The sequence below is a fragment of the Calditrichia bacterium genome (assembly GCA_020634975.1).
Classification (GTDB): Bacteria; Calditrichota; Calditrichia; order RBG-13-44-9; family J075; genus JACKAQ01.
The window spans coordinates 2,295,802-2,314,461 of sequence record JACKAQ010000001.1 but is presented as its reverse complement, the minus strand read 5'-3'; the positions used below and the strand labels follow the sequence as shown (position 1 = coordinate 2,314,461).

The following is an 18,660-nucleotide window of genomic DNA, read 5'->3' as shown; positions in this document are numbered from 1 at the left end:
AGAACTTATCTTAGCATTTGCTGCCGGAATGCAGTTACTCCATTTGCAGCTCAACAACTGACTCACAGCCGCATTTGCATCGAAAGCGAATGGCAGTCACGCCGTTTTTGCCATTCAATACTTCTACTTTCACATTATCCGCTTTATCGAACATTTGCATATCGTATTTTTGAATCCTGTTTGACCTATTGGCGATACTGGATTTCACCACATTTCCAAATTTGTAAACGACACCATCTGCAGTGGCGTTACATCTCGACCAGTCTTGTTCCAATGGCTCAAATTCCTTTTTGACACTCATGACAAATTCCCTTTTGTCTTTAATTGTTCAAGCTACATCATCGGATGGTCAGGTGTTTTAATGAAGCAAAAAACGATTTGCTTTAGATATGGATTATGTTATTTTTCCGGCATAAAAAAAGTATCGATGTTGCAGGAAAAACAACCAATTGCGTAAACAAGGGAGATAAGATGCGACGTTATTGTTTGCTACTACTGATGGTGCTCGGACTGGCACAAATCGCCTGGGCGCAGCCCTTTCCTGACCCCTACAGATATCCCGAAGACCGGACCATGATGGGCGGCTTGGGCATGACCTGGATTGATGATCAAGCGTACACCACACTCACACTCGCGCCGGATCTGGCTTTCGGCAAATGGGGTGTTGGCATCTATTTGCAACTGTTGTTTAATAATGAAGACGGGTTCAAATTTCGAAAAGATGAATATCAGGATGGCGCTGGCATTTTGCGGGCCATTCGTTACATCCGCTACGCGCAAAAATACGATCCGTATTATTTCCGGGTCGGATCGCTGGATCGCGCAATTCTCGGTAACGGATTTTTGATGTGGAATTACAACAACCAGTCGAATTACGATAAACGGAAAATCGGGCTGGTAGCCGATGTGGATTTGAACCAATTCGGTTTCGAAAGCGTGATGAGCAATTTCGGATCATCCGATTTGCAGGGCGTGAACCTGTATGTCCGCCCGTTTCGCTTTGCACAGGAACCAATGCCAATTTTAAATAAATTAAGGGTTTACACCACCTACATTCGCGACAACAATGTGGCTGATGAACCGTTGACCGACACCACATTCACCGAAAATTCGCTCAGCGCGTTTGGCTTTGGCGTGGATTTGATGTGGCTGGATCTCAAGCTCATCAACAGCACCGTTTATGCGGATTACTCCAAATTCAGCGATTTCGGCAATGGGAAAGCCGTGGGTATCCGGGTGGTTTTTCCGGAATTTATCGGGCTGTTCGGGCTTGCTGCACGGCTGGAAAAACGCTTCAACGGCGAGCAGTTTGTGCCATCGCTGTTTGGACCGTTGTATGACTTGCAGCGCCAGCTCGGCGGCACCAACAGTATTTTTACGCAATTGCGCAACACGCCGAAAACCGAAGGTATTTTTGGCGAACTCGCCGGACATGTCATTCAAAAAGTGCAGCTGATCGGCAGTTTCCAGAAATTGAACGGCATTCGCAACAGCGGTATTTTGCACGTGGAAGCCAACGCGCCGGATCTGGTGCCCCGTTTCGAGCTGCGCGGCTATTACGATAAAATTAATGTCGAAACATTCAAAGATGTGCGCACGCTGGATATCAATTCCGTGCTCACAGCAGACATCGGTTACGAGCTGAACAATTATCTGCTGCTCAGCGTTATTTATCGCTGGTACTGGCTGGAAGAACCGGGCAATCCCGGTGTTTACAAACCAGTCGAACGGGTGGAACCGCGGCTGTCGTTCCGGTATAATTTCTGATAAGTTTCGTTCCTATTTATGACTGTAAATACACATATCACCGGGGCTTATCCCGGTGATATGTTAAGATTTCTGCCTTCGGGGCAGGAATGTCAAATTTTATTATTTTTCAAATTCACAATTATCATTCCAAAAATGCACAACACTATTTCGATGTTCAAACAGATCGGCAACGCCATCGGCGAATTGCTGTTTCCGCCGGTTTGCCACAATTGCGAACAGCTGATCGGCGCGGAAACACCCATTCCCATTTTGTGCGAAAGCTGCATTTCGGCATTGCAATCCGTGCCGGATAGCTGGATCGAAACACGTATTTTGGCAAAGATGACACCTCGCCACATCGATCAAATGTGGGCAGCCTTCTGTTTTCACGACCAAATACAGCACATCGCGCATGCATTCAAATACAAACAAATGCCGGATCTCGCCCGGAAAACCGGACGCTGGATTGCTTCTCAACCCAATTTTCCGACATTTGCAACAACCGCAGATATGATTTTGCCGGTACCGCTGCACTGGAAACGCCGGCAAATTCGCGGCTACAACCAAAGTGAGCGATTGGCAGCCGGCCTATTCCCGGAATACAAGTGCGATACAAAATTCCTGAAACGCAAACGCCACACCCAATCGCAAACCAAGCTGAAACGCACGGATCGTCGCAAAAATGTGGCAGATGCTTTCGTGCTCAGGTCGCCGGAAAAGATTGCCGGAAAAACCGTCTTGCTGATCGATGATGTGGTAACAACCGGCGCAACCCTGAACGAATGTGCCCGGACATTGAAGGAAAACGGCGCAGTACAGGTTTTCGCAATCGCGATTGCAACGCCGGTTTTTGAGGAGGAAGAAACTGCGGTAAATTGGGATTTTTGAGAAAAAAAAGCCCCGTATTCACGAGGCTTCATATAATATATTGTTTTTAAATAGCTTACAAGCCTACATATTGTTGACAATCCGAATAAAATCATCGAACAAATAATCTGCATCGACCGGGCCGGGCGCTGCTTCCGGGTGAAATTGCACACTGCGGAACGGCTTACTTTTGTGGCTGATGCCTTCGTTGGTGTTGTCATTCAGGTTCACAAACCAGGTTTCCCATTCATCGGGCAAATTTTGGTCATCCACGGCAAAGCCGTGATTTTGCGAAGTAATTAAACAACGCCCGGATTTCACATCGATGACCGGCTGGTTTTGGCTGCGATGTCCGTATTTCAATTTGTAGGTGTTTGCGCCGGCAGCCAGCGAAAGCAGTTGGTGCCCCATGCAAATGCCGAAAACGGGAATATCCCGCGCCATCACGCCGCGAATGGTTTCTACTGTTGCGCGGCAGGTTTTGGGATCCCCGGGACCGTTGGAAATCATCAGCCCGTCAAAATTTTCGCCGGATAAATCGTAATCCCACGGCACACGCAATACCTGAACATCGCGCGAAAGCAGGTTGTGCAGAATATTGTGTTTCGCTCCGCAATCGATGAGCACAACGCGTTTGGCGGCTTCGCCGTAAACCACGGGTTTATCGATGCTGGTTTCCGCAACTAGATTGAGCAGGTTGGGATTGTAAAAACTGATGGTTTCGTCACCGAATTCTATTTTGCCGAGCATGGCACCTTTTTCGCGCAAAATTTGGGTAAGCGAACGGGTGTCGATCCCGGTGATTGCAGGAATTTTTTCGCTTTTCAACCAATCTGATAAGCTGCGGGCAGCGTTCCAGTGGCTGTATTCCAGCGAATAATCGGACACAACCAGCGCCTGAACCTGAATGCGGTTCGATTCGAAATTGAGGTTTAGATTACCGGTTTTCCGGCTGGAAGGCACACCGTAATTACCGATCAATGGGTAAGTTAACGTCAAAATTTGCCCGCGATAGGATGGATCGGTCAGCGTATCCGGGTAACCGGCCATGCCCGTATTAAACACTACCTCGCCAGCAATGGATGCCGGATGCCCAAATGCCCAACCGTCAAAAACGGTGCCGTCTTCCAGCACCAGCCGTCCGGCGATCCGGTTGTCCGGGCGGTAAATGTCGCTTTCTGCAATATCCGGTAAATCTGCTGTTTGTAACATTTATATATACCTCATCATTTTGTTTCCGGGAACAGACAAAAAAAATCCCCTTTGGGAAAGGGGAAAATTAATACACTCGCGAAATATATTGTACAGGCAATGCGGCATCACTGAATGCGCCCCATTCATGAAATATAAAAATTTTTCTGCTGCGTGCGATGCTCATTGACTTACCTGTTTGTTCATCGATAAAAATAACCACATTTAGTGGGAATTTTAAGGCCTTTTTAATTTTTTTGAAAATTTTCAATTTTTACCTAACCCGCATGGAGAGTAGAATTACGTTTTGAAACGCCGAAAGAGCGATACTATCCAACCTAAATAACATCAAAAAATTGGACCGCACAAATACAGAAAATGCTAATCATCCCTTAAAAATGGTCGTTAATCAATTCAGTTAACAAAATGGAAGTAAAGAAAGAATTATGAGACTCAAATTCAGGGATAGAATATGAAGTTTGTGAAAGTACCTCGCGAAATTGATACCAAATTAGACCAAATTGACAGCGTTGCAACGCTTCCGCACATTGCCACGGAAATTCTCGAAGTTATGCGCAGTCAAAATTCTTCGATGCGCAAAATTGCAGCCGTCATCGAAAAAGACCCGTCGATAACCGTCAAAATTCTCAAAATAGCCAACTCGCCACTGTGGGGCGCAGTAGGAAAAGTGGAAAGTGTGCAGCGTGCGCTGGTGCTGTTGGGACTAAAGCAGGTTTCAAACATTGTGATTGCCATTAGCCTGTATAGCACATTTGCCCAACTAAAACCCAATCCGTATTTCAATCGGGATCAGTTTTGGCGGCATTCCATTGCGACGGCACAAATTGCCCGCAAATTATGCGCAACCCTCAACATCAATTTTAACGGCGAAGAATTTGTCACCGGATTAATTCACGATCTCGGCAAAATTGTGATGGACCAGTTTTTTGGCGATCGCTTTAAAGCGATTGTTGAAGATGCCAAGCGCAATGGCGGCTCATATGTTGAAATTGAGAAAAAGCACATGGATTGCACCCATGCGGATATCGGCGCGGCGCTGCTGGAACGTTGGAATTTCCCGGGTTCGATTGTTATGTCGATCCAATACCACCACATACCGGATCAAGCACCGGATTATCGCGAAATGGTAAGCATGATCAATTTGGCAAATCAATTGGCAAAATATTGGGAATTCCCCGATAACAACGGAAATGTTTCCAGTTTACAAAAATTACCATCCTGGAGAACGTTGACAAAAGCATATCCTGATTGTGCAAATTTTGATCTGGAAGAATTTTTGACAGAACTTAATTCTGAAATGGATCGCAACGCATCCATCGGCAAATTGATCAGTATTTAACCGAAGATTGCGACCATGAAAGGCATACTGAACCATAAAAAAATAGTGCCGATGCTGTTGGCAATGCTCCTCACAGCCTGTGGCGGACACCGGCTACCAGCAAAAAATCCGGTTTCGCTGGGCATTGTACCATTCGCATCGGACAAAATGACCCGCTTTCCGGAAGAACTCAACCAGCGGTTGTTTCGCAGCCTGCACCAAAGCGGGCGTTTCCGGATTATCCCCGTTCAGGAAAATTCCCAATTGCTCATTCTGGACGAAATGGCAAATTTCGATATGCCGCAAATCCAAACCAATACAGATTCCAGCAAAACAGACAGTACCGCCGGCGCAATCACTTCATCAAACAATTTACCACGTTGGATTTTAACCGGCGTATTCCTCCGGGAAGTTGAACGAACCGCAAAAGGCTCTGTTGTGCCGTTTATGCTGTATGCACCCTCCCTGAAAATTGTGGCAGAGCTGGAATTTAGGCTATACGATACGCAGGAAAAACGCTGGGTCGATATCCGACGCGTGCTGACCCAAAAAAAGCGACGCGGCAATCTGCAAGTTATCGATTACGATCCTTCCGATCCATCGCTGGCAGTAATGGCCACAGAACGCCAGGAAATGCGCAGCGCGCTTTATGACGATTTATTTACCCAATTGATTAATTCTGTGGAGAAAATGATTTATGCCGACAAGTAAACTAGATTCAAAAACCCGCATCGAAATTTGGAACACGCTAAAAAGCATCGATAATGTGCCCACAATGCCCAGTGTATATTTTAAGCTGGACAAGTTGTTGAGCGATCCGAATGCATCGATCGTTTCTGTGCGGCGTGCAATTGAAGAAGATCCGCCGATTGTTGCCAAAATTTTGCAACGCGTAAACAGCGGATATTACAACCTTTCCAGAGAAGTGAATAATATTCAGCAAGCTATTGTAATGTTAGGGTTAACCGAAATTTACAATCTGGTTGTCGAATTGAGCATTCTCAGCATGTTCCAGAACATGAAAGAATCGCCGTATTTTAGTTTCGATAAATTTTGGAAACACTCATCAGGGACAGCCAGAACAGCTTCGGCTATCCGCAAGCATATCGGCATAAGTTTCGATAATGTTGAATTTACATCCGGATTGCTGCACGATTTTGGTCGATTGATTTTATGTATTTTCTTTAACGAGCTTTACCAAACGGTGTTTGAATATAGCGAAACAAACCAATCATCGCTGTATGATGCGGAAATGGAACAGCTCAATTTTACCCATACGGAAGCCGGTTATTGGCTGGCCAAACGCTGGCATTTGCCAACTGAAGTTTCCGATGTGATGCTCCACCACCACGATGTTACACCAAAAGATGTGCGTGAACACCCGCTTCGGGCAATTGTTTATCTCGCAGATAAAATCACCAACTTGTGGGGATTCAGCCTTCATCCCGTACCGAATTTCGATGCCATTGAAGAAGACCCGATATGGTTGGAAGCTGTGAAAGTTTATCCCAGAATGGCAACTTTCCCGCTGGATGACATGATCAACATTTTGAATATGCCCATCGAAGAAGCAGACACCTACCTGTATCAGGAAGAATCCGAACGCAACACGGGCAAGGTTCAACTGGCATCGCTGAAAGATATCGTTGAAAACCTGATCAACGGATTCGCCGAGCTGCAACACAATCTCGAAGAAAAACAACTTTCGTGGATCGACGCATTCGTAAAAATGCGCATGGCGCTGCAATCCAACATCCGGATGGATCTGTTGAGCATTTACCGCTGGAATGCAGATGCATTCAAACTGGAACCGATTTTCACTCACGGCGACCCCACCAGCGCATTGGATATGATCAATTTCCGGCGCGGAAAAGGCGCGGTTCGCTGGATCATGCAAAATAAAAAACCCCTGCTCATCAGCAATGCGGAAAGAAATTCAAAAATTACAGAAAAAGTGGTTAACTCATTTTTAGGTGTGCCGATAGTAACGGGTAACTCATTTTCTGGCGTAATGGTAGTTGGCTGTTTTCAGGACGGCCAATATGGCGATAACGAACAATATTTTCTGGAAGTTGCCAGCGAATATGTCGGTCGCCTCTTCCGTTTTGTCGAATAATTTTTAGGGATAGACGCAACACAAAGGATAGTGTGAGCATGATTAACAGTATTTATCTCAATAAAACAGGGATGATTATCCAGCAACGCCGGTTGGATGTTTCCACAAATAATCTCGCAAATATCAACACCGTCGGGTACAAAAAAGATGGTGTTTTCTTCCACAAACTGGCCGAAGCGCTTGCCGATACTGGCGAAGCCGATGCCAATCGGCTGCCCGGCAGCTCCAACGTGGATTTCAGCCTCGGAACCATGCAACGCACCGATAATCCGCTGGATGTCGCCATCAACGGCGAAGGTTTTTTTGTGATTCAGGGGGAAGACGGCGAATATTTTTCCCGTAACGGCAGTTTTCAACTGGATGGCGAAGGACGTTTGGTCACCATCGACGGTCACAGCGTTGTGACAGACGGCGGTGAAATTCAGATTGCCGGCGGCGAAGTGCGCTTCAACGAAAAAGGCGAAATTATCGTGGATGGGCAAAGTGTCGGTCGTTTGCGCATCGCTACATTCGAAGATCCGCAGCAACTGGAACGCATTGGCGATGCCTATTTTAAAGCGGGAACCGCCGGAGCCACCGATTTACCTAACGAAGAAATTGATCTTAGGGCCGGATATCTGGAATTGAGCAACGTGGACCCGGTGATGGAAATGGTGAATATGATCGAAATTAACCGGGAATACGAACTGGGACAAAAAGTGATCAACACACAAGACAACACGCTGGACAAGTTGATCAACCAGACCGGTCGCCCGTAAGCGACTATTATTATTTGACATAAAGGGCGTAGCATTCGCCCGGCTGGACGCAACATTTTTTAAGAACTGGAGGTTCTGACATGGATAAAGTGCTATATGTAGCGGCATCGGGCATGCAAGCCCAAAAGCTATACATCGATGTAATTGCGAACAATCTCGCCAACGTAAACACCACCGGATTCAAAAAAAGCGCCATCAATTTTCAGGATTTGCTGTACGAAAGCATCCGCGATGCCGGTGAACCCACCGAAGGCGCCCAAAATCGTCCTGTTCCGTTGCAATTGGGCAACGGCTCCCGCGCGGTTGCCACAAATAAAAGTTTTGCGCAAGGGGCAATTACCGTAACGGAAAATCCGCTGGATATCGCCATTCAGGGTGACGGATTTATGATGGTGCGCATGCCGGACGGCAACGCTGCATACACCCGCGATGGCGCGCTGAAAATCTCGTCGGACGGATTAATCGTAACTACAGACGGTTATGTGGTTGAACCGGAGTTAACGATTCCCGAAGATGCACAACAAATCGTCATTCGTGCCGACGGGCAGGTAGAAGTGCTCAGTTTTGGCGAAACCCAGTTTTCGCAAATCGGGCAACTGGAGCTGGCGCGATTCATCAACCCCGCCGGTTTGGAATCGATGGGGCATAACCTCTATCGCGAAACTGCAGCTTCCGGCACGCCGTTTTCCGGCATTCCCGGCACCGAAGGTTTGGGATCGCTGGCGCAGGGATTTCTGGAAGCATCCAACGTGGATGTTGTCGAAGAAATGGTTGCGATGATCGCCGCACAGCGCGCATACGAAATCAACTCCAAAGCCATTCGCACCGCCGAAGAAATGTATGACATCGAAAACCGTCTGAAGTAATGAAGCGGATTTTCAATAAATACAGCAACTTGCTGGCTTTCTGCCTAACCGCTTTGCTGATTGGCAGCGCGGTTTTCGCACAAACTGAATCGGTGATTGTCGGACAGCACGAAATTCGCCAAAAAATCAATGCGTTTCTCGAAAGCTGTTACATCAACCAACCGGCGCGTTTCGAAACCGAATGGATCAGCGATATTCCGGTGTGGAAAATCGGGCAGGATATCGATTCGATTGCCGTGCATTACGGCAGAAATTCGTTGCCGCGCAGCCAGACCATCGTGCGTATCGAAGCCTATCACAACGGTCGCGTGATCCGGCGATTGAGTTATTCGCTGCGAGTTCGCGTATTTGCGCAAGTATTTGTTTCCAATGAGAATATCTCATCCAAAACGCCGCTTAACCCGCAGCAGTTTACCATCGCAGAAGAAGAAATTACCGCCGTTTCCGGCGATCCGCTGCTGGCCGATGCATCGCTGGCGAATCAGCAAACCCGCCGGTTTGTGCGCAACGGCGCCATTCTCACCACAGAAATGATCGAAGCAATTCCGCTGGTTGCCCGTGGCGATCTGATCACACTGCGATACGATACGGGCGCCATTCAGGTGGAGTTGCAGGCGCGCGCGCAGCAGGATGGCGGCGCCGGCGAGGAAATTTGGTGCATGGGTGCAGATGGCAGAAAACGCTATCGCGCTCGCATCGAATCGGAAACGACAGCAGCATTAATTCCATAGCTAAACCGAATGATAACAAATAGTTGAACAAATATTTTTGAGGTTTTACGGTATGAAAAAAACACAATTTTTGAGCATCGCGCTGTTACTCGTCAGCATCGCGGCAAACGCCCAGCAGGATATGGGCAAAAGTATGAGCCTGTTTACGGACAATAAAGCCAACAAAGTTGGCAAAGGCATCACCGTTCTGGTAATGGAGTTTTCGCAAGCCAGCAACGAAGCAAAAACCGAGTCCAAAAAGCAGACAACCAACAACGTCGGCATCGAAAAAGGCACCGGCATGTTGCAATTTTTGCCGGAGTTTGGCATCAACGGCAAAACGCAAAATGATTTTAAAGGCGATGCGCGCACCTCTCGTAAAGGCTCGCTGCGTGCCAAAATTGCCGCACGAATTGTTGGTGTAAACGACGCCGGCGATTACGTCATCGAAGGCAAACGCGTTGTCGAAACCAACAACGAAAAAGAAGTTTACTCGCTGGAAGGCGCTGTCCGCCCGGAAGACATCATGGCGGATAACACGGTTTTTTCCTACAATATTTACGATGCACACATCATTTACAAAGGCAAAGGCGAGGTTGCCCGGGCGCAAAAGCCCGGTGTTATCACCCGTTTTTTGCAATGGTTGTTTTAGTTGGTGAGGTTTGAAAAAAAGGATTTTTGGAAGGTGGTAGAATAAAATGTTAACCCGTATAATTGAAATATTAAGCCGGTGGCTCCAAAAGAAAAATGCGCCAAGTCCAATATTTTCAGCACTTTTGGCGTGCGTATTTTTTATGGGATTTTCCATAAATGCGACCGCACAAGTGCGATTAAAAGATATGATGCGACTGCAAGGTATTGAGCGGCATCAGCTCATCGGATATGGATTGGTCATCGGTTTAAACGGCACCGGCGATAGCAAGCGCAGCCAGTTCACCACCCAATCGGTTGTGAACATGCTCCAGAAATTTGGCGTAACCGTTCCGGTAGAAAGTGTCAAGCCGCGTAACGTTGCTGCTGTGATGCTCACCGCAGATGTGCCTTCATACGCACGTCGCGGTGATTTAATTGACATCACTGTATCGTCCGTTGGCGATGCCAAAACGCTGGAAGGCGGCGTACTGATCATGACGCCGCTGTCAAAAGCAGACGGCACGGTCATCGCAATGGCACAAGGTCCGTTGACCGTCGGCGGATTTTCCGTAGAAACCAGCGGCGGTGGCGGCGTTCGCCAAAACCACACACTGGTTGGGCGAATCCCGCAGGGCGCCGCACTGAAAATTGATCTCGAAGGCGATTTTCCCACTGGTGAAAACCTGAATTTTTCGCTCATCGAAAAAGATTTGACCACCACCCAACGGGTTGTGGAAGCGCTCAATCGCAAATTTGGCGCTAACACGGCATTGCCAACCAGTCCGTATGCCATCGGCGTTCAATTACCGGGCAATTATCGCCGTCCCGGCGGCACATACGCGTTTTTGGCGGAAATGGAGCAACTCACCGTAACGCCGGATGTTTCCGCAAAAGTGGTCATCAACGAACGCACCGGAACCATCGTCATAGGCGGAACAGTTGCCATCATGCCCGCAGCTATCGCGCACGGCAATTTGAGCGTGGAAATTCGCTCCAATCCAATTGTTTCGCAGCCGGCACCCTTTTCGCAGGGACAAACTACCGTAATTCCCAACTCGCAGGCAACGGTTTATCAGGATGAAGGCCAGGTTGTCACCATCGACAATGTAACCACCGTTCAGGAAGTTGCCCAGGCGCTCAACAACATCGGCATTATGCCGCGCGATATTATTGCTGTGCTGCAGGCGCTGAAAATTGCCGGCTCCCTGAAAGCCGAAATTGTGGTGATGTAATCCAAAAAGGGGTGATTGAAAATGTCTGATTTTAGCAAATTTACGATATCAACCAACGATGCGCTGCTGGCAAACCCAACCGCGGATATGCCGAAAAACGGTCGCAGTGCGGAAGCGATGCAAAAAGCCGCCAACGATTTTGAGGCGATTTTTGTAAATCTGATGCTGAAAACCATGCGTCAGACCATCATGAAATCCGGTTTGACAGAATCCGGTTTGGGCGGCGAAATTATGGAATCGATGTTCGATCAGGAATTGTCCAAACAAATTGCCACCAGCAGTAATCTGGGCATTTCGGAGGCAATGATGCAGCAACTTGCCGGCACTTCGGAGCTCGCAAAAATCACAACGCCCGAACGCCATTTGGAGCTGCCGCGATTAAAACTCCCCAAATCTGTCGATAGCGAAATTTCGGCATCAGCAACAACATCATTCAAACCAATCGACGCAAATTTGACGAAACCAAATGAAAACAAATATTTGGATATGCCGCTAAATCTACGAATTGCTTCATTTCAGCCGGAAATCGAAGCGGCATCCCGCAAATATAATGTGGATGAAAATTTGTTGAAAGCGGTCATCGCTGCAGAATCTGCGGGCAACCCGCAGGCGGTTTCGCACAAAGGCGCCAAAGGCTTGATGCAATTAATGGACGGCACAGCGGATTGGCTAAAAGTGAAGAATTCGTTCGATCCGGCGGAAAACATCGACGGCGGGGCGAAATACCTCTCGCGCTTGCTGCGTTCTTATGATGGCAATGAAGAACTGGCGCTCGCCGGTTACAACGCCGGTCCGGGCAATGTTCGCAAACACAATGGTGTTCCGCCATTTCCGGAAACCCGGAAATATATTGAACGGGTGCAGCGGTATCAGCAACAATTTTCTGGGGTGGAAAAATAAACGGCGTGCCGGGGATTCAGCACGCCGAAGATATAAATGTTTATTCTGCAGTGGTTTCACTTAATTTCACACGACGCTTCAACTTCTTTTTCCAGCGCCATTCATCGTAATAATCCAAATGAACCATATCGTTCAATTCTTTCAACTGGTCAGCCTGTTCCTGCAGGCTGGCACGCGTCACATCACCAACAGACAGCAAACCGATATATTTTTCATCCCGCTCAATCAACAAATGTCGCAAACGACGACCGAGAAACATATCCTTCAATTCCCAGATGCTTGCGGTATGCGGAACGGAAACCAGCTTGGTGGTCATATAATCTCCGATGCGAGCATTTTGACACGTAAAACCATCTTTTACAGTATTATGCATCAAATCCCGCTCGGTCCATATGCCAACAATTTCATGGCCCTCCTTCACCAGAATCGCCCCGATACGCTTCGAAATCATTAATTGAAGCGCGTCAAATATCGACGTATCCGGCGAGACGCTATGCATATAGGCGCCTTTTTCATTCAAAATTTCTTCAGCAGTGGTCATAGATAATTCCTCCTGTTATGGGTAAAGAAGTCTGCAACTGCAAAGAGTCGATTCGAATTGAGAATTGGCAAATGGTCGAGTATTGTATAAAAATAAAGTAGCTGTTAACCTAATTTCAAGATAGGCTAAAATAATTGGCTTGTCAACGGGTATTTGGCGGGTGCAAAAAAAATGCGGCTTTTTCTCTATCGGTGCCTAATTGGCAATAGAGAAAAGCCGCAACATTTGATTTTTTATTTTTTTAAAACGGGACGTTTTGAGAATCTTCGTCCGGATTAATTGACGTAGAGGCTGCGAAAATTGACCCAACGCTCAACAATGTGGCGGAAATTTTTGATTTTGAACGGCTCAACCAAATAATCCACATTCTGGAAAGCTTTCACTTTTTCCGGCAGTTCGGTAGAGGTGAAATTCGAGATGAAAATAACCGGGATTTTGGCATAACGCGGATCAGCTTTCAGCTTTTCCAAAATGCTCACACCGGAATCGGGTTTAACATTGGCATTCACGATAATCAGTGAAGGCTTCAGATCCTGAACGTCGGACAGAATTTCATCACCTTTGAAGTTCACGTGAATTTTATAACGGTAGTCTTCTAACAAATCGCTGATCAGTTTTGCACGATCCTTGCTGGTTTCACACACCAATACTTTCATTGAGCATCCTCCTTGGCAGGTTGGTCGATTAAAATTTGTGTTTGAATAATTGTTGTCAGGTATTCGGGAAGGTTGGTCAGCAGCGTATTCATGTCCGGCTCGACAATCGAAACCCGGGTTTCCGGATCCATTCCGATTTCCAGCACAAAATAAGCATCGCCGTCTGTCGTAAATTCTCTTTTAAGTCCGATGCTTGTTTGTAACATGTTTACTTCTGCGTTCATTTCGTGTTTCCCTTTCGGCATTATTAGAGACAAGTATCATGCCAAATCACACGATTTACATATAAACTACATATTTACAATAACTTATATGTTTTTATTTTAAAAAATCACAAGATCGATAATTGCAGAAAATACAATCGGCGCTATTTGCAAACTTGCAAAAAATGCAATTTTGACAAAAGGAGAGAAGATTTTGAGGGCTTAACTATGATTTTTTTGGGGGGTAAGCTTAAAAATACTATGGTGATTTGTAGAATTTTCTACAAATCACCCGTTTTACTTCAGATTTGTGAAAATATCCGGAAAGTCGCTGAAAATACCGTCAATTTGCAGCGAATGGAGCCGTTCAAATTCTGAAAGTGCGTTGACCGTATAAACATAGGCGCGAAAATTTTGCGATCGGGCGGCGTCAACCAGGTTTTGATCGATAAAATCCATACTGAAATGAACAGAAAAAGCATTCAATAGATGCGAAAATTGCAAAAAATACAATGGCGCTCCGTAAATTAGAATGCCAATCGGGATGTTTTTATCGATCAATTGTATTTTTTGCAATTCACGGTGATCGAACGAGGAAACGAGAAACTGCGAATACTCCCATCCGCTATCAATATAATCACGAATCAGCTTTGCAACCGGTTCGGCTGTGCCGGGACCTTTCAATTCGATGTTCACGCCAACGCGGCGATCCACAAGATCTATCACTTCATGCAAAAAAGGGATTTTCTGCCCGGCGCCGGCATCCAGCGACCGCAAATAGCTGAGCGAGCGATCCATCACATAGCCACTGCCGTTAGTGGTGCGTTCCAACGTTTCATCGTGAATGACAACTAGCTCATTTTCAACCGCGTAAACGTCAATTTCAATCATTCCTGCGCCAAGCTGAATGCCTTTTTCAACAGCCAGCAGCGTATTTTCCGGCGCGTGTCCGGCGGCTCCGCGATGCCCGATAATCAGTGGCAAATTCATCCCCTTTTCCTTTCGAACTTTTGTAAATTCAGAAAGTATTATTTATCGATAGAAAGTAAAACTTTATAACGTTCGCTAAACTATCGATTTGCTCTAACGCAATTCTAATTTGTAAACGCTTTAAAGGTTCAATAAAATTAATCAAAAATTCGTTCAAAGGGAGACAAAAATTGGTTCAAAAAAGTATTTTTCGATCGCTGTTTGGATTGGTGCTGTTGGGATTTTTGGCAACGGGTTTCGCGCAGGAAAAGGAAACTGTTGAGCCGGGTTGGTTCACCAATATGGATAAAGCTATGGAATCCGCCGGAAAAGACGGTAAATTGGTGCTGGCCTATTTTAGCGGATCGGATTGGTGCAAGCCATGTATCATGTTGAAAAAGAAGATTTTGACTTCGGATACCTTCAAAAAATACGCATCGGAAAAATTGGTGATTGTGCAACTGGATTTCCCCGCAAAGAAAAAAAACCAACTGCCGGAAGACGAAAAGAAACACAACGAAGCGATGGCGGAAAGATACAATGCCGGCGGCGCTTTCCCGTTGGTGGCTTTGATCGATAAAGATGGCGAAAAGATTGGGGAATTGTCCGGTTACGACCGCCAAACACCAGATGAATATGTAAATCAATTGAAAGAGATCACCAAAAATGCCGGAAAAACCGGCAATTAACACCATCGAAAATAGAGCAGTAAGCTATTGAAAATAAGATTTTTATGCCTTTTTTGGGCTGCAATTTTATTTACCGGATCAATTGTTGCGCAGCAGCCGGAAGCACATGAAAAAGTGCTGAAATTGATGGGTTCGCGGTTCGAGATTGTCGCGGTTTCTGCGGATGCGGCGCTGGCGTGGCGCGGTATCAACGCGGCAATTGCGGAAATCGAACGCATCGAACAGCTGATTTCATCGTGGGATGCGGCATCGCAAACCAGCGAAATTAACCGCAACGCCGGTATTCGCCCGGTGAAAGTGGATCGCGAATTGTTCGAGCTGATTCGCCGCAGCAAAAAAGTATCGCAACTCACAGATGGTATTTTTGACATCTCTTTCGCATCCGTCGATAAAATCTGGAAATTTGACGGATCGATGACGCACCTGCCCACCGCTGCCGAAATGGCAGCATCTGTCAGCAAAATCAATTACAAAAACATTATTCTGGATGACGCAGCATCGACTGTTTTTCTCCGCAACAGCGGGATGAAAATCGGTTTCGGCGCCATCGGCAAAGGTTACGCAGCCAACAAGGCCAAAGCCGTGATGCTGGAATTGGGCATCGAAAATGGCGTGGTGAACGCGGGCGGTGACCTGAATGCGTGGGGCGTTCGGGCAAATGGTGAGCCGTGGGAAATCGGCATCACCGATCCAAAAGACAAAACCAAAACCATCGGCTGGTTGCAAATTTCCAATACGGCGGTGGTTACCTCAGGCAATTACGAAAAATTTGTGGAATTTGACGGGAAACGTTACAGCCACATCATTCACCCCAAAACCGGCATGCCGGTTTCCGGCACGAAAAGCGTGACCATCGTTTGCCCGGATGCAGAGCTGGCAGACGCGCTGGCGACCTCGGTGTTCATCCTCGGCGAAGCGGACGGTGTCGCGCTGATAGACCGGTTGGCCGGCATCGAATGCCTGCTCATCAACGATAACGACCAGATTTTCACCTCAAAAAATTTGCATTTGAATTACACAAAGACGGCATCAACGCCTCATTAACTATCATATTGTGAAGGAATTTGACGAATGAAATGGATTAAATCGTTCCTCATTTTGTGCGCACTCGGGACAATGCTAAGCAGTTGCGCATCGGTCAAACCGTATCAAAAAGCACACCTGAATCAGGAAGACATGAAGTTAAGCGCCCAAAAAATACAAACTTACGAGCATAATTTTGAAACCTATCGCGAAGGCGCTTCCGGCGCAAACGGCGGAAAAGTGGGTGGAGGCTGCGGATGCAACTGAAGCACTTTTGGGTGATTGGATTGTTTGTGCTGAACGGATTTTTGCTCGCGCAAAACAGTCATCAATCGAAAGAAATTGAAGTTGATTTTCTGGTGAATTATTACCAACAGGACGGCGATCATGCGGCAGTGACCGGCGGCAACGGCACGGAAAAACTGCACGATACCGCGCCGATGATCATCGTGAATGTGCCAATCGGCAACAATAGCCTGAATGTGGCAACCGGCGTCGATTTTTATTCGTCGGCGTCATCGGATAATATCGACCCGATTCGCAGCGGCGCATCCGGCAGCGATGCGCGGGCATATGCGAACGTCGATTACACGATCAACAACGCATCGGGCAACGGCAGCTACGGATTTTTGCTCGGCGGATCGGCGGAATTCGACTACACCTCGTTTTCATTCGGCGGGAAATGGGCGACCGCTTCGGCGGATGACAATCGCGAACTCGCGCTCAGCGGAAGAATGTTTTTTGATCGCGCTCAGCTCATTTACCCGATCGAATTGCGCAACGGAACTGATTGGCTAAGTGACGGAAATCGCCGGACTTACAATATATCCGCAAGCTATTCGCAAGTGCTTTCGCAACGGGCGCAACTATCGCTGATGAGCGATGTTGTGTATCAATCCGGGTTGCTGTCCACACCGTTTCACCGGGTTTATTTTACCGGCGAAACGCGACCGCGAGTGGAAAAACTGCCGGACAGCCGTCTCAAAATTCCGGTTGGTGCAAGGCTGAATTATTACGTCAACGACTGGTTGATTTCGCGGCTCTATTATCGATTTTACTGGGATGATTTCGGGATTCAGGCGAATACTGCAGAAATTGAACTGCCGGTTGCCATCAACCAAAGCGTGTCGATTACGCCGTTTTATCGCTACCACAAACAGAGTGCAGCGGATTATTACCAGCCTTTTGGTACGCACAATCCGGGCGATGAATTTTACACATCGGACCACGATTTATCGGATTTTGACAGTCACAAAGTGGGTCTCGGGCTGCGCTATTACCCGGTTTTCGGCGTTGCGGATTTCGGCTCGCTGCTCATGAAACGGCTGGATTTTCGTTTCTCCGTTTACGACCGGTCGGATGGTTTGAGCGCGTTTTCGGTGGGAATGGGCGTTTCGTTTATCATTAAGTGAGCGAATCGAGCAGCGCCAGCGCTTCCGGGTTTTCCAGTTTTTTCTGGTTGCGCAGCGCGTGTTTGATGATCCATTTCGTCTCCGGCGCAGGATGTTCGCTCCATTTGCGCAGCACGCGCATGCCGGTTTCGTAATTGTCTTTCAAAATATCGTTGAGATGATTCGCCACTGATTTTTGGACAAACTTGCTCGGATCGCGGTTGAGATTTTCCAGAATCGGCAGCACTGGTATGGGATCGGCGATAAACATATCCAGCTTTTTTGCCCACGGCAATCGCGGACGCGCACCCTCGCTGGCCAGCCGCCGCACGTGAAAACTGGCATCTGTTGACCACTGATGCATCACGCACAGCGTTTGTTCGGGATATTTTTCGATGAACGGACGGATGGCGTATTCACCGGTGTTGCGCTGAGTAATTTCGTAAATTGCTCGCATGGACGTTTCGAAGTGATCTATCCCATATTTTTCCACAAAAAATGCGACCGGCATCAGCCAGTAACCTTCGTTGAACATGCCAGTTTCGTTGGGATTTGGCGGCCCGATGATTTGCAGCAAAATGTCAATCGCCGCGTCAAACGGTTGCGGCAGATGTTCCCGCAGCCCGTCCGAAATGACTTCAACCCGCGCTTTCAGCTCCAGCGGATCAACTCGCTTCGCAACAGTTTCAATGAAATCTTTAGCGTCAAAGGACGGATAGATGGCTGTAATTTTGCTACTTAACAGCTCAGCCAAATCTTTCCCGAAATAATACTTCAGCGGTGTGTATGTCATATTTACGATGGGTTTTTTTTACATTTTTTGCTCA

The 18,660-nt window shown here is 47.1% G+C and carries 22 protein-coding genes; 15 read left to right on the top strand and 7 right to left on the bottom strand.

Annotation, left to right across the window (positions count from 1 at the left end):
* Positions 1–34: 34 nt before the first annotated feature.
* Positions 35–301 carry a hypothetical protein gene (locus H6629_09380; protein ID MCB9068004.1) on the bottom strand — a complete coding sequence of 89 codons (267 nt, stop codon included), beginning with the start codon at positions 299–301 and terminating at the stop codon, positions 35–37.
* Positions 302–471: 170 nt separating this feature from the next.
* Between H6629_09380 and H6629_09375 the strand changes: the two genes are divergently transcribed.
* A complete protein-coding gene (locus tag H6629_09375) occupies positions 472–1,767 on the top strand; it encodes a hypothetical protein (GenBank protein ID MCB9068003.1) in 1,296 nt (431 codons plus the stop codon).
* A 135-nt stretch (positions 1,768–1,902) separates the two neighbouring features.
* Complete coding sequence (locus tag H6629_09370; GenBank protein ID MCB9068002.1) at positions 1,903–2,637, top strand: ComF family protein; 735 nt, start codon at positions 1,903–1,905, stop codon at positions 2,635–2,637.
* Between the two features lie 63 nt (positions 2,638–2,700).
* Here the strand turns inward: H6629_09370 and carA are convergent, their stop codons facing one another.
* The gene (gene carA, locus H6629_09365; GenBank protein ID MCB9068001.1) at positions 2,701–3,828 is read right to left on the bottom strand and encodes a glutamine-hydrolyzing carbamoyl-phosphate synthase small subunit; all 1,128 of its coding nucleotides are present in this window, start codon (positions 3,826–3,828) and stop codon (positions 2,701–2,703) included.
* Between the two features lie 451 nt (positions 3,829–4,279).
* On the opposite strand from carA, the gene H6629_09360 reads away from it, so the two are divergent.
* The 9 genes from H6629_09360 to H6629_09320 all read left to right on the top strand — a co-directional run bounded on the left by H6629_09360 (position 4,280) and on the right by H6629_09320 (position 12,361).
* On the top strand, positions 4,280–5,167 hold the full coding sequence (locus tag H6629_09360) for an HDOD domain-containing protein (GenBank protein ID MCB9068000.1): 888 nt from the start codon (positions 4,280–4,282) through the stop codon (positions 5,165–5,167).
* Between the two features lie 15 nt (positions 5,168–5,182).
* Positions 5,183–5,857: a hypothetical protein gene (locus H6629_09355; GenBank protein MCB9067999.1), complete on the top strand. Its 675-nt coding sequence runs from the start codon at positions 5,183–5,185 to the stop codon at positions 5,855–5,857.
* Positions 5,844–7,262 (top strand): HDOD domain-containing protein, encoded by a 1,419-nt coding sequence (locus tag H6629_09350; GenBank protein MCB9067998.1) that lies wholly within the window; start codon positions 5,844–5,846, stop codon positions 7,260–7,262. The genes H6629_09355 and H6629_09350 overlap by 14 nt, the downstream gene beginning before the upstream one ends.
* A gap of 38 nt (positions 7,263–7,300) precedes the next feature.
* On the top strand, positions 7,301–8,020 hold the full coding sequence (gene flgF, locus H6629_09345) for a flagellar basal-body rod protein FlgF (protein MCB9067997.1): 720 nt from the start codon (positions 7,301–7,303) through the stop codon (positions 8,018–8,020).
* 80 nt (positions 8,021–8,100) lie between these two features.
* Positions 8,101–8,886 (top strand): flagellar basal-body rod protein FlgG, encoded by a 786-nt coding sequence (gene flgG, locus H6629_09340; GenBank protein MCB9067996.1) that lies wholly within the window; start codon positions 8,101–8,103, stop codon positions 8,884–8,886.
* Positions 8,886–9,617 carry a flagellar basal body P-ring formation protein FlgA gene (gene flgA / locus H6629_09335; protein ID MCB9067995.1) on the top strand — a complete coding sequence of 244 codons (732 nt, stop codon included), beginning with the start codon at positions 8,886–8,888 and terminating at the stop codon, positions 9,615–9,617. Before flgG ends, flgA begins: the two co-directional genes overlap by 1 nt.
* A gap of 52 nt (positions 9,618–9,669) precedes the next feature.
* Positions 9,670–10,248: a flagellar basal body L-ring protein FlgH gene (locus tag H6629_09330; protein ID MCB9067994.1), complete on the top strand. Its 579-nt coding sequence runs from the start codon at positions 9,670–9,672 to the stop codon at positions 10,246–10,248.
* Positions 10,249–10,390: 142 nt separating this feature from the next.
* Entirely contained in the window at positions 10,391–11,461 is a 1,071-nt protein-coding gene (locus H6629_09325; GenBank protein ID MCB9067993.1) for a flagellar basal body P-ring protein FlgI, read from the top strand.
* 21 nt (positions 11,462–11,482) lie between these two features.
* Positions 11,483–12,361 carry a transglycosylase SLT domain-containing protein gene (locus tag H6629_09320; GenBank protein MCB9067992.1) on the top strand — a complete coding sequence of 293 codons (879 nt, stop codon included), beginning with the start codon at positions 11,483–11,485 and terminating at the stop codon, positions 12,359–12,361.
* Between the two features lie 40 nt (positions 12,362–12,401).
* Here H6629_09320 and H6629_09315 read toward each other — a convergent pair whose 3' ends face one another.
* The 4 genes from H6629_09315 to H6629_09300 all read right to left on the bottom strand — a co-directional run bounded on the left by H6629_09315 (position 12,402) and on the right by H6629_09300 (position 14,751).
* Positions 12,402–12,902, bottom strand: coding sequence for a CBS domain-containing protein (locus tag H6629_09315; protein ID MCB9067991.1), 501 nt, complete (start codon positions 12,900–12,902; stop codon positions 12,402–12,404).
* Between the two features lie 275 nt (positions 12,903–13,177).
* Complete coding sequence (locus tag H6629_09310) at positions 13,178–13,558, bottom strand: response regulator (protein MCB9067990.1); 381 nt, start codon at positions 13,556–13,558, stop codon at positions 13,178–13,180.
* Positions 13,555–13,782 carry a hypothetical protein gene (locus H6629_09305; protein ID MCB9067989.1) on the bottom strand — a complete coding sequence of 76 codons (228 nt, stop codon included), beginning with the start codon at positions 13,780–13,782 and terminating at the stop codon, positions 13,555–13,557. Before H6629_09305 ends, H6629_09310 begins: the two co-directional genes overlap by 4 nt.
* 276 nt (positions 13,783–14,058) lie before the next feature.
* Positions 14,059–14,751 (bottom strand): glycerophosphodiester phosphodiesterase, encoded by a 693-nt coding sequence (locus tag H6629_09300; GenBank protein ID MCB9067988.1) that lies wholly within the window; start codon positions 14,749–14,751, stop codon positions 14,059–14,061.
* Between the two features lie 170 nt (positions 14,752–14,921).
* On the opposite strand from H6629_09300, the gene H6629_09295 reads away from it, so the two are divergent.
* The 4 genes from H6629_09295 to H6629_09280 all read left to right on the top strand — a co-directional run bounded on the left by H6629_09295 (position 14,922) and on the right by H6629_09280 (position 17,854).
* Entirely contained in the window at positions 14,922–15,419 is a 498-nt protein-coding gene (locus H6629_09295) for a thioredoxin family protein (GenBank protein ID MCB9067987.1), read from the top strand.
* 126 nt (positions 15,420–15,545) lie between these two features.
* Positions 15,546–16,463, top strand: a complete 918-nt coding sequence (locus tag H6629_09290) for an FAD:protein FMN transferase (GenBank protein MCB9067986.1) — start codon at positions 15,546–15,548, stop codon at positions 16,461–16,463.
* Positions 16,464–16,490: 27 nt separating this feature from the next.
* Positions 16,491–16,709, top strand: coding sequence for a DUF4266 domain-containing protein (locus H6629_09285; protein MCB9067985.1), 219 nt, complete (start codon positions 16,491–16,493; stop codon positions 16,707–16,709).
* Entirely contained in the window at positions 16,700–17,854 is a 1,155-nt protein-coding gene (locus tag H6629_09280; protein MCB9067984.1) for a DUF3570 domain-containing protein, read from the top strand. The genes H6629_09285 and H6629_09280 overlap by 10 nt, the downstream gene beginning before the upstream one ends.
* On the opposite strand, the gene H6629_09275 is transcribed toward H6629_09280, so the two are convergent.
* Complete coding sequence (locus H6629_09275) at positions 17,847–18,626, bottom strand: DNA alkylation repair protein (protein ID MCB9067983.1); 780 nt, start codon at positions 18,624–18,626, stop codon at positions 17,847–17,849. The two genes, H6629_09280 and H6629_09275, sit on opposite strands and share 8 nt — an antisense overlap.
* Positions 18,627–18,660 lie beyond the last annotated feature (34 nt).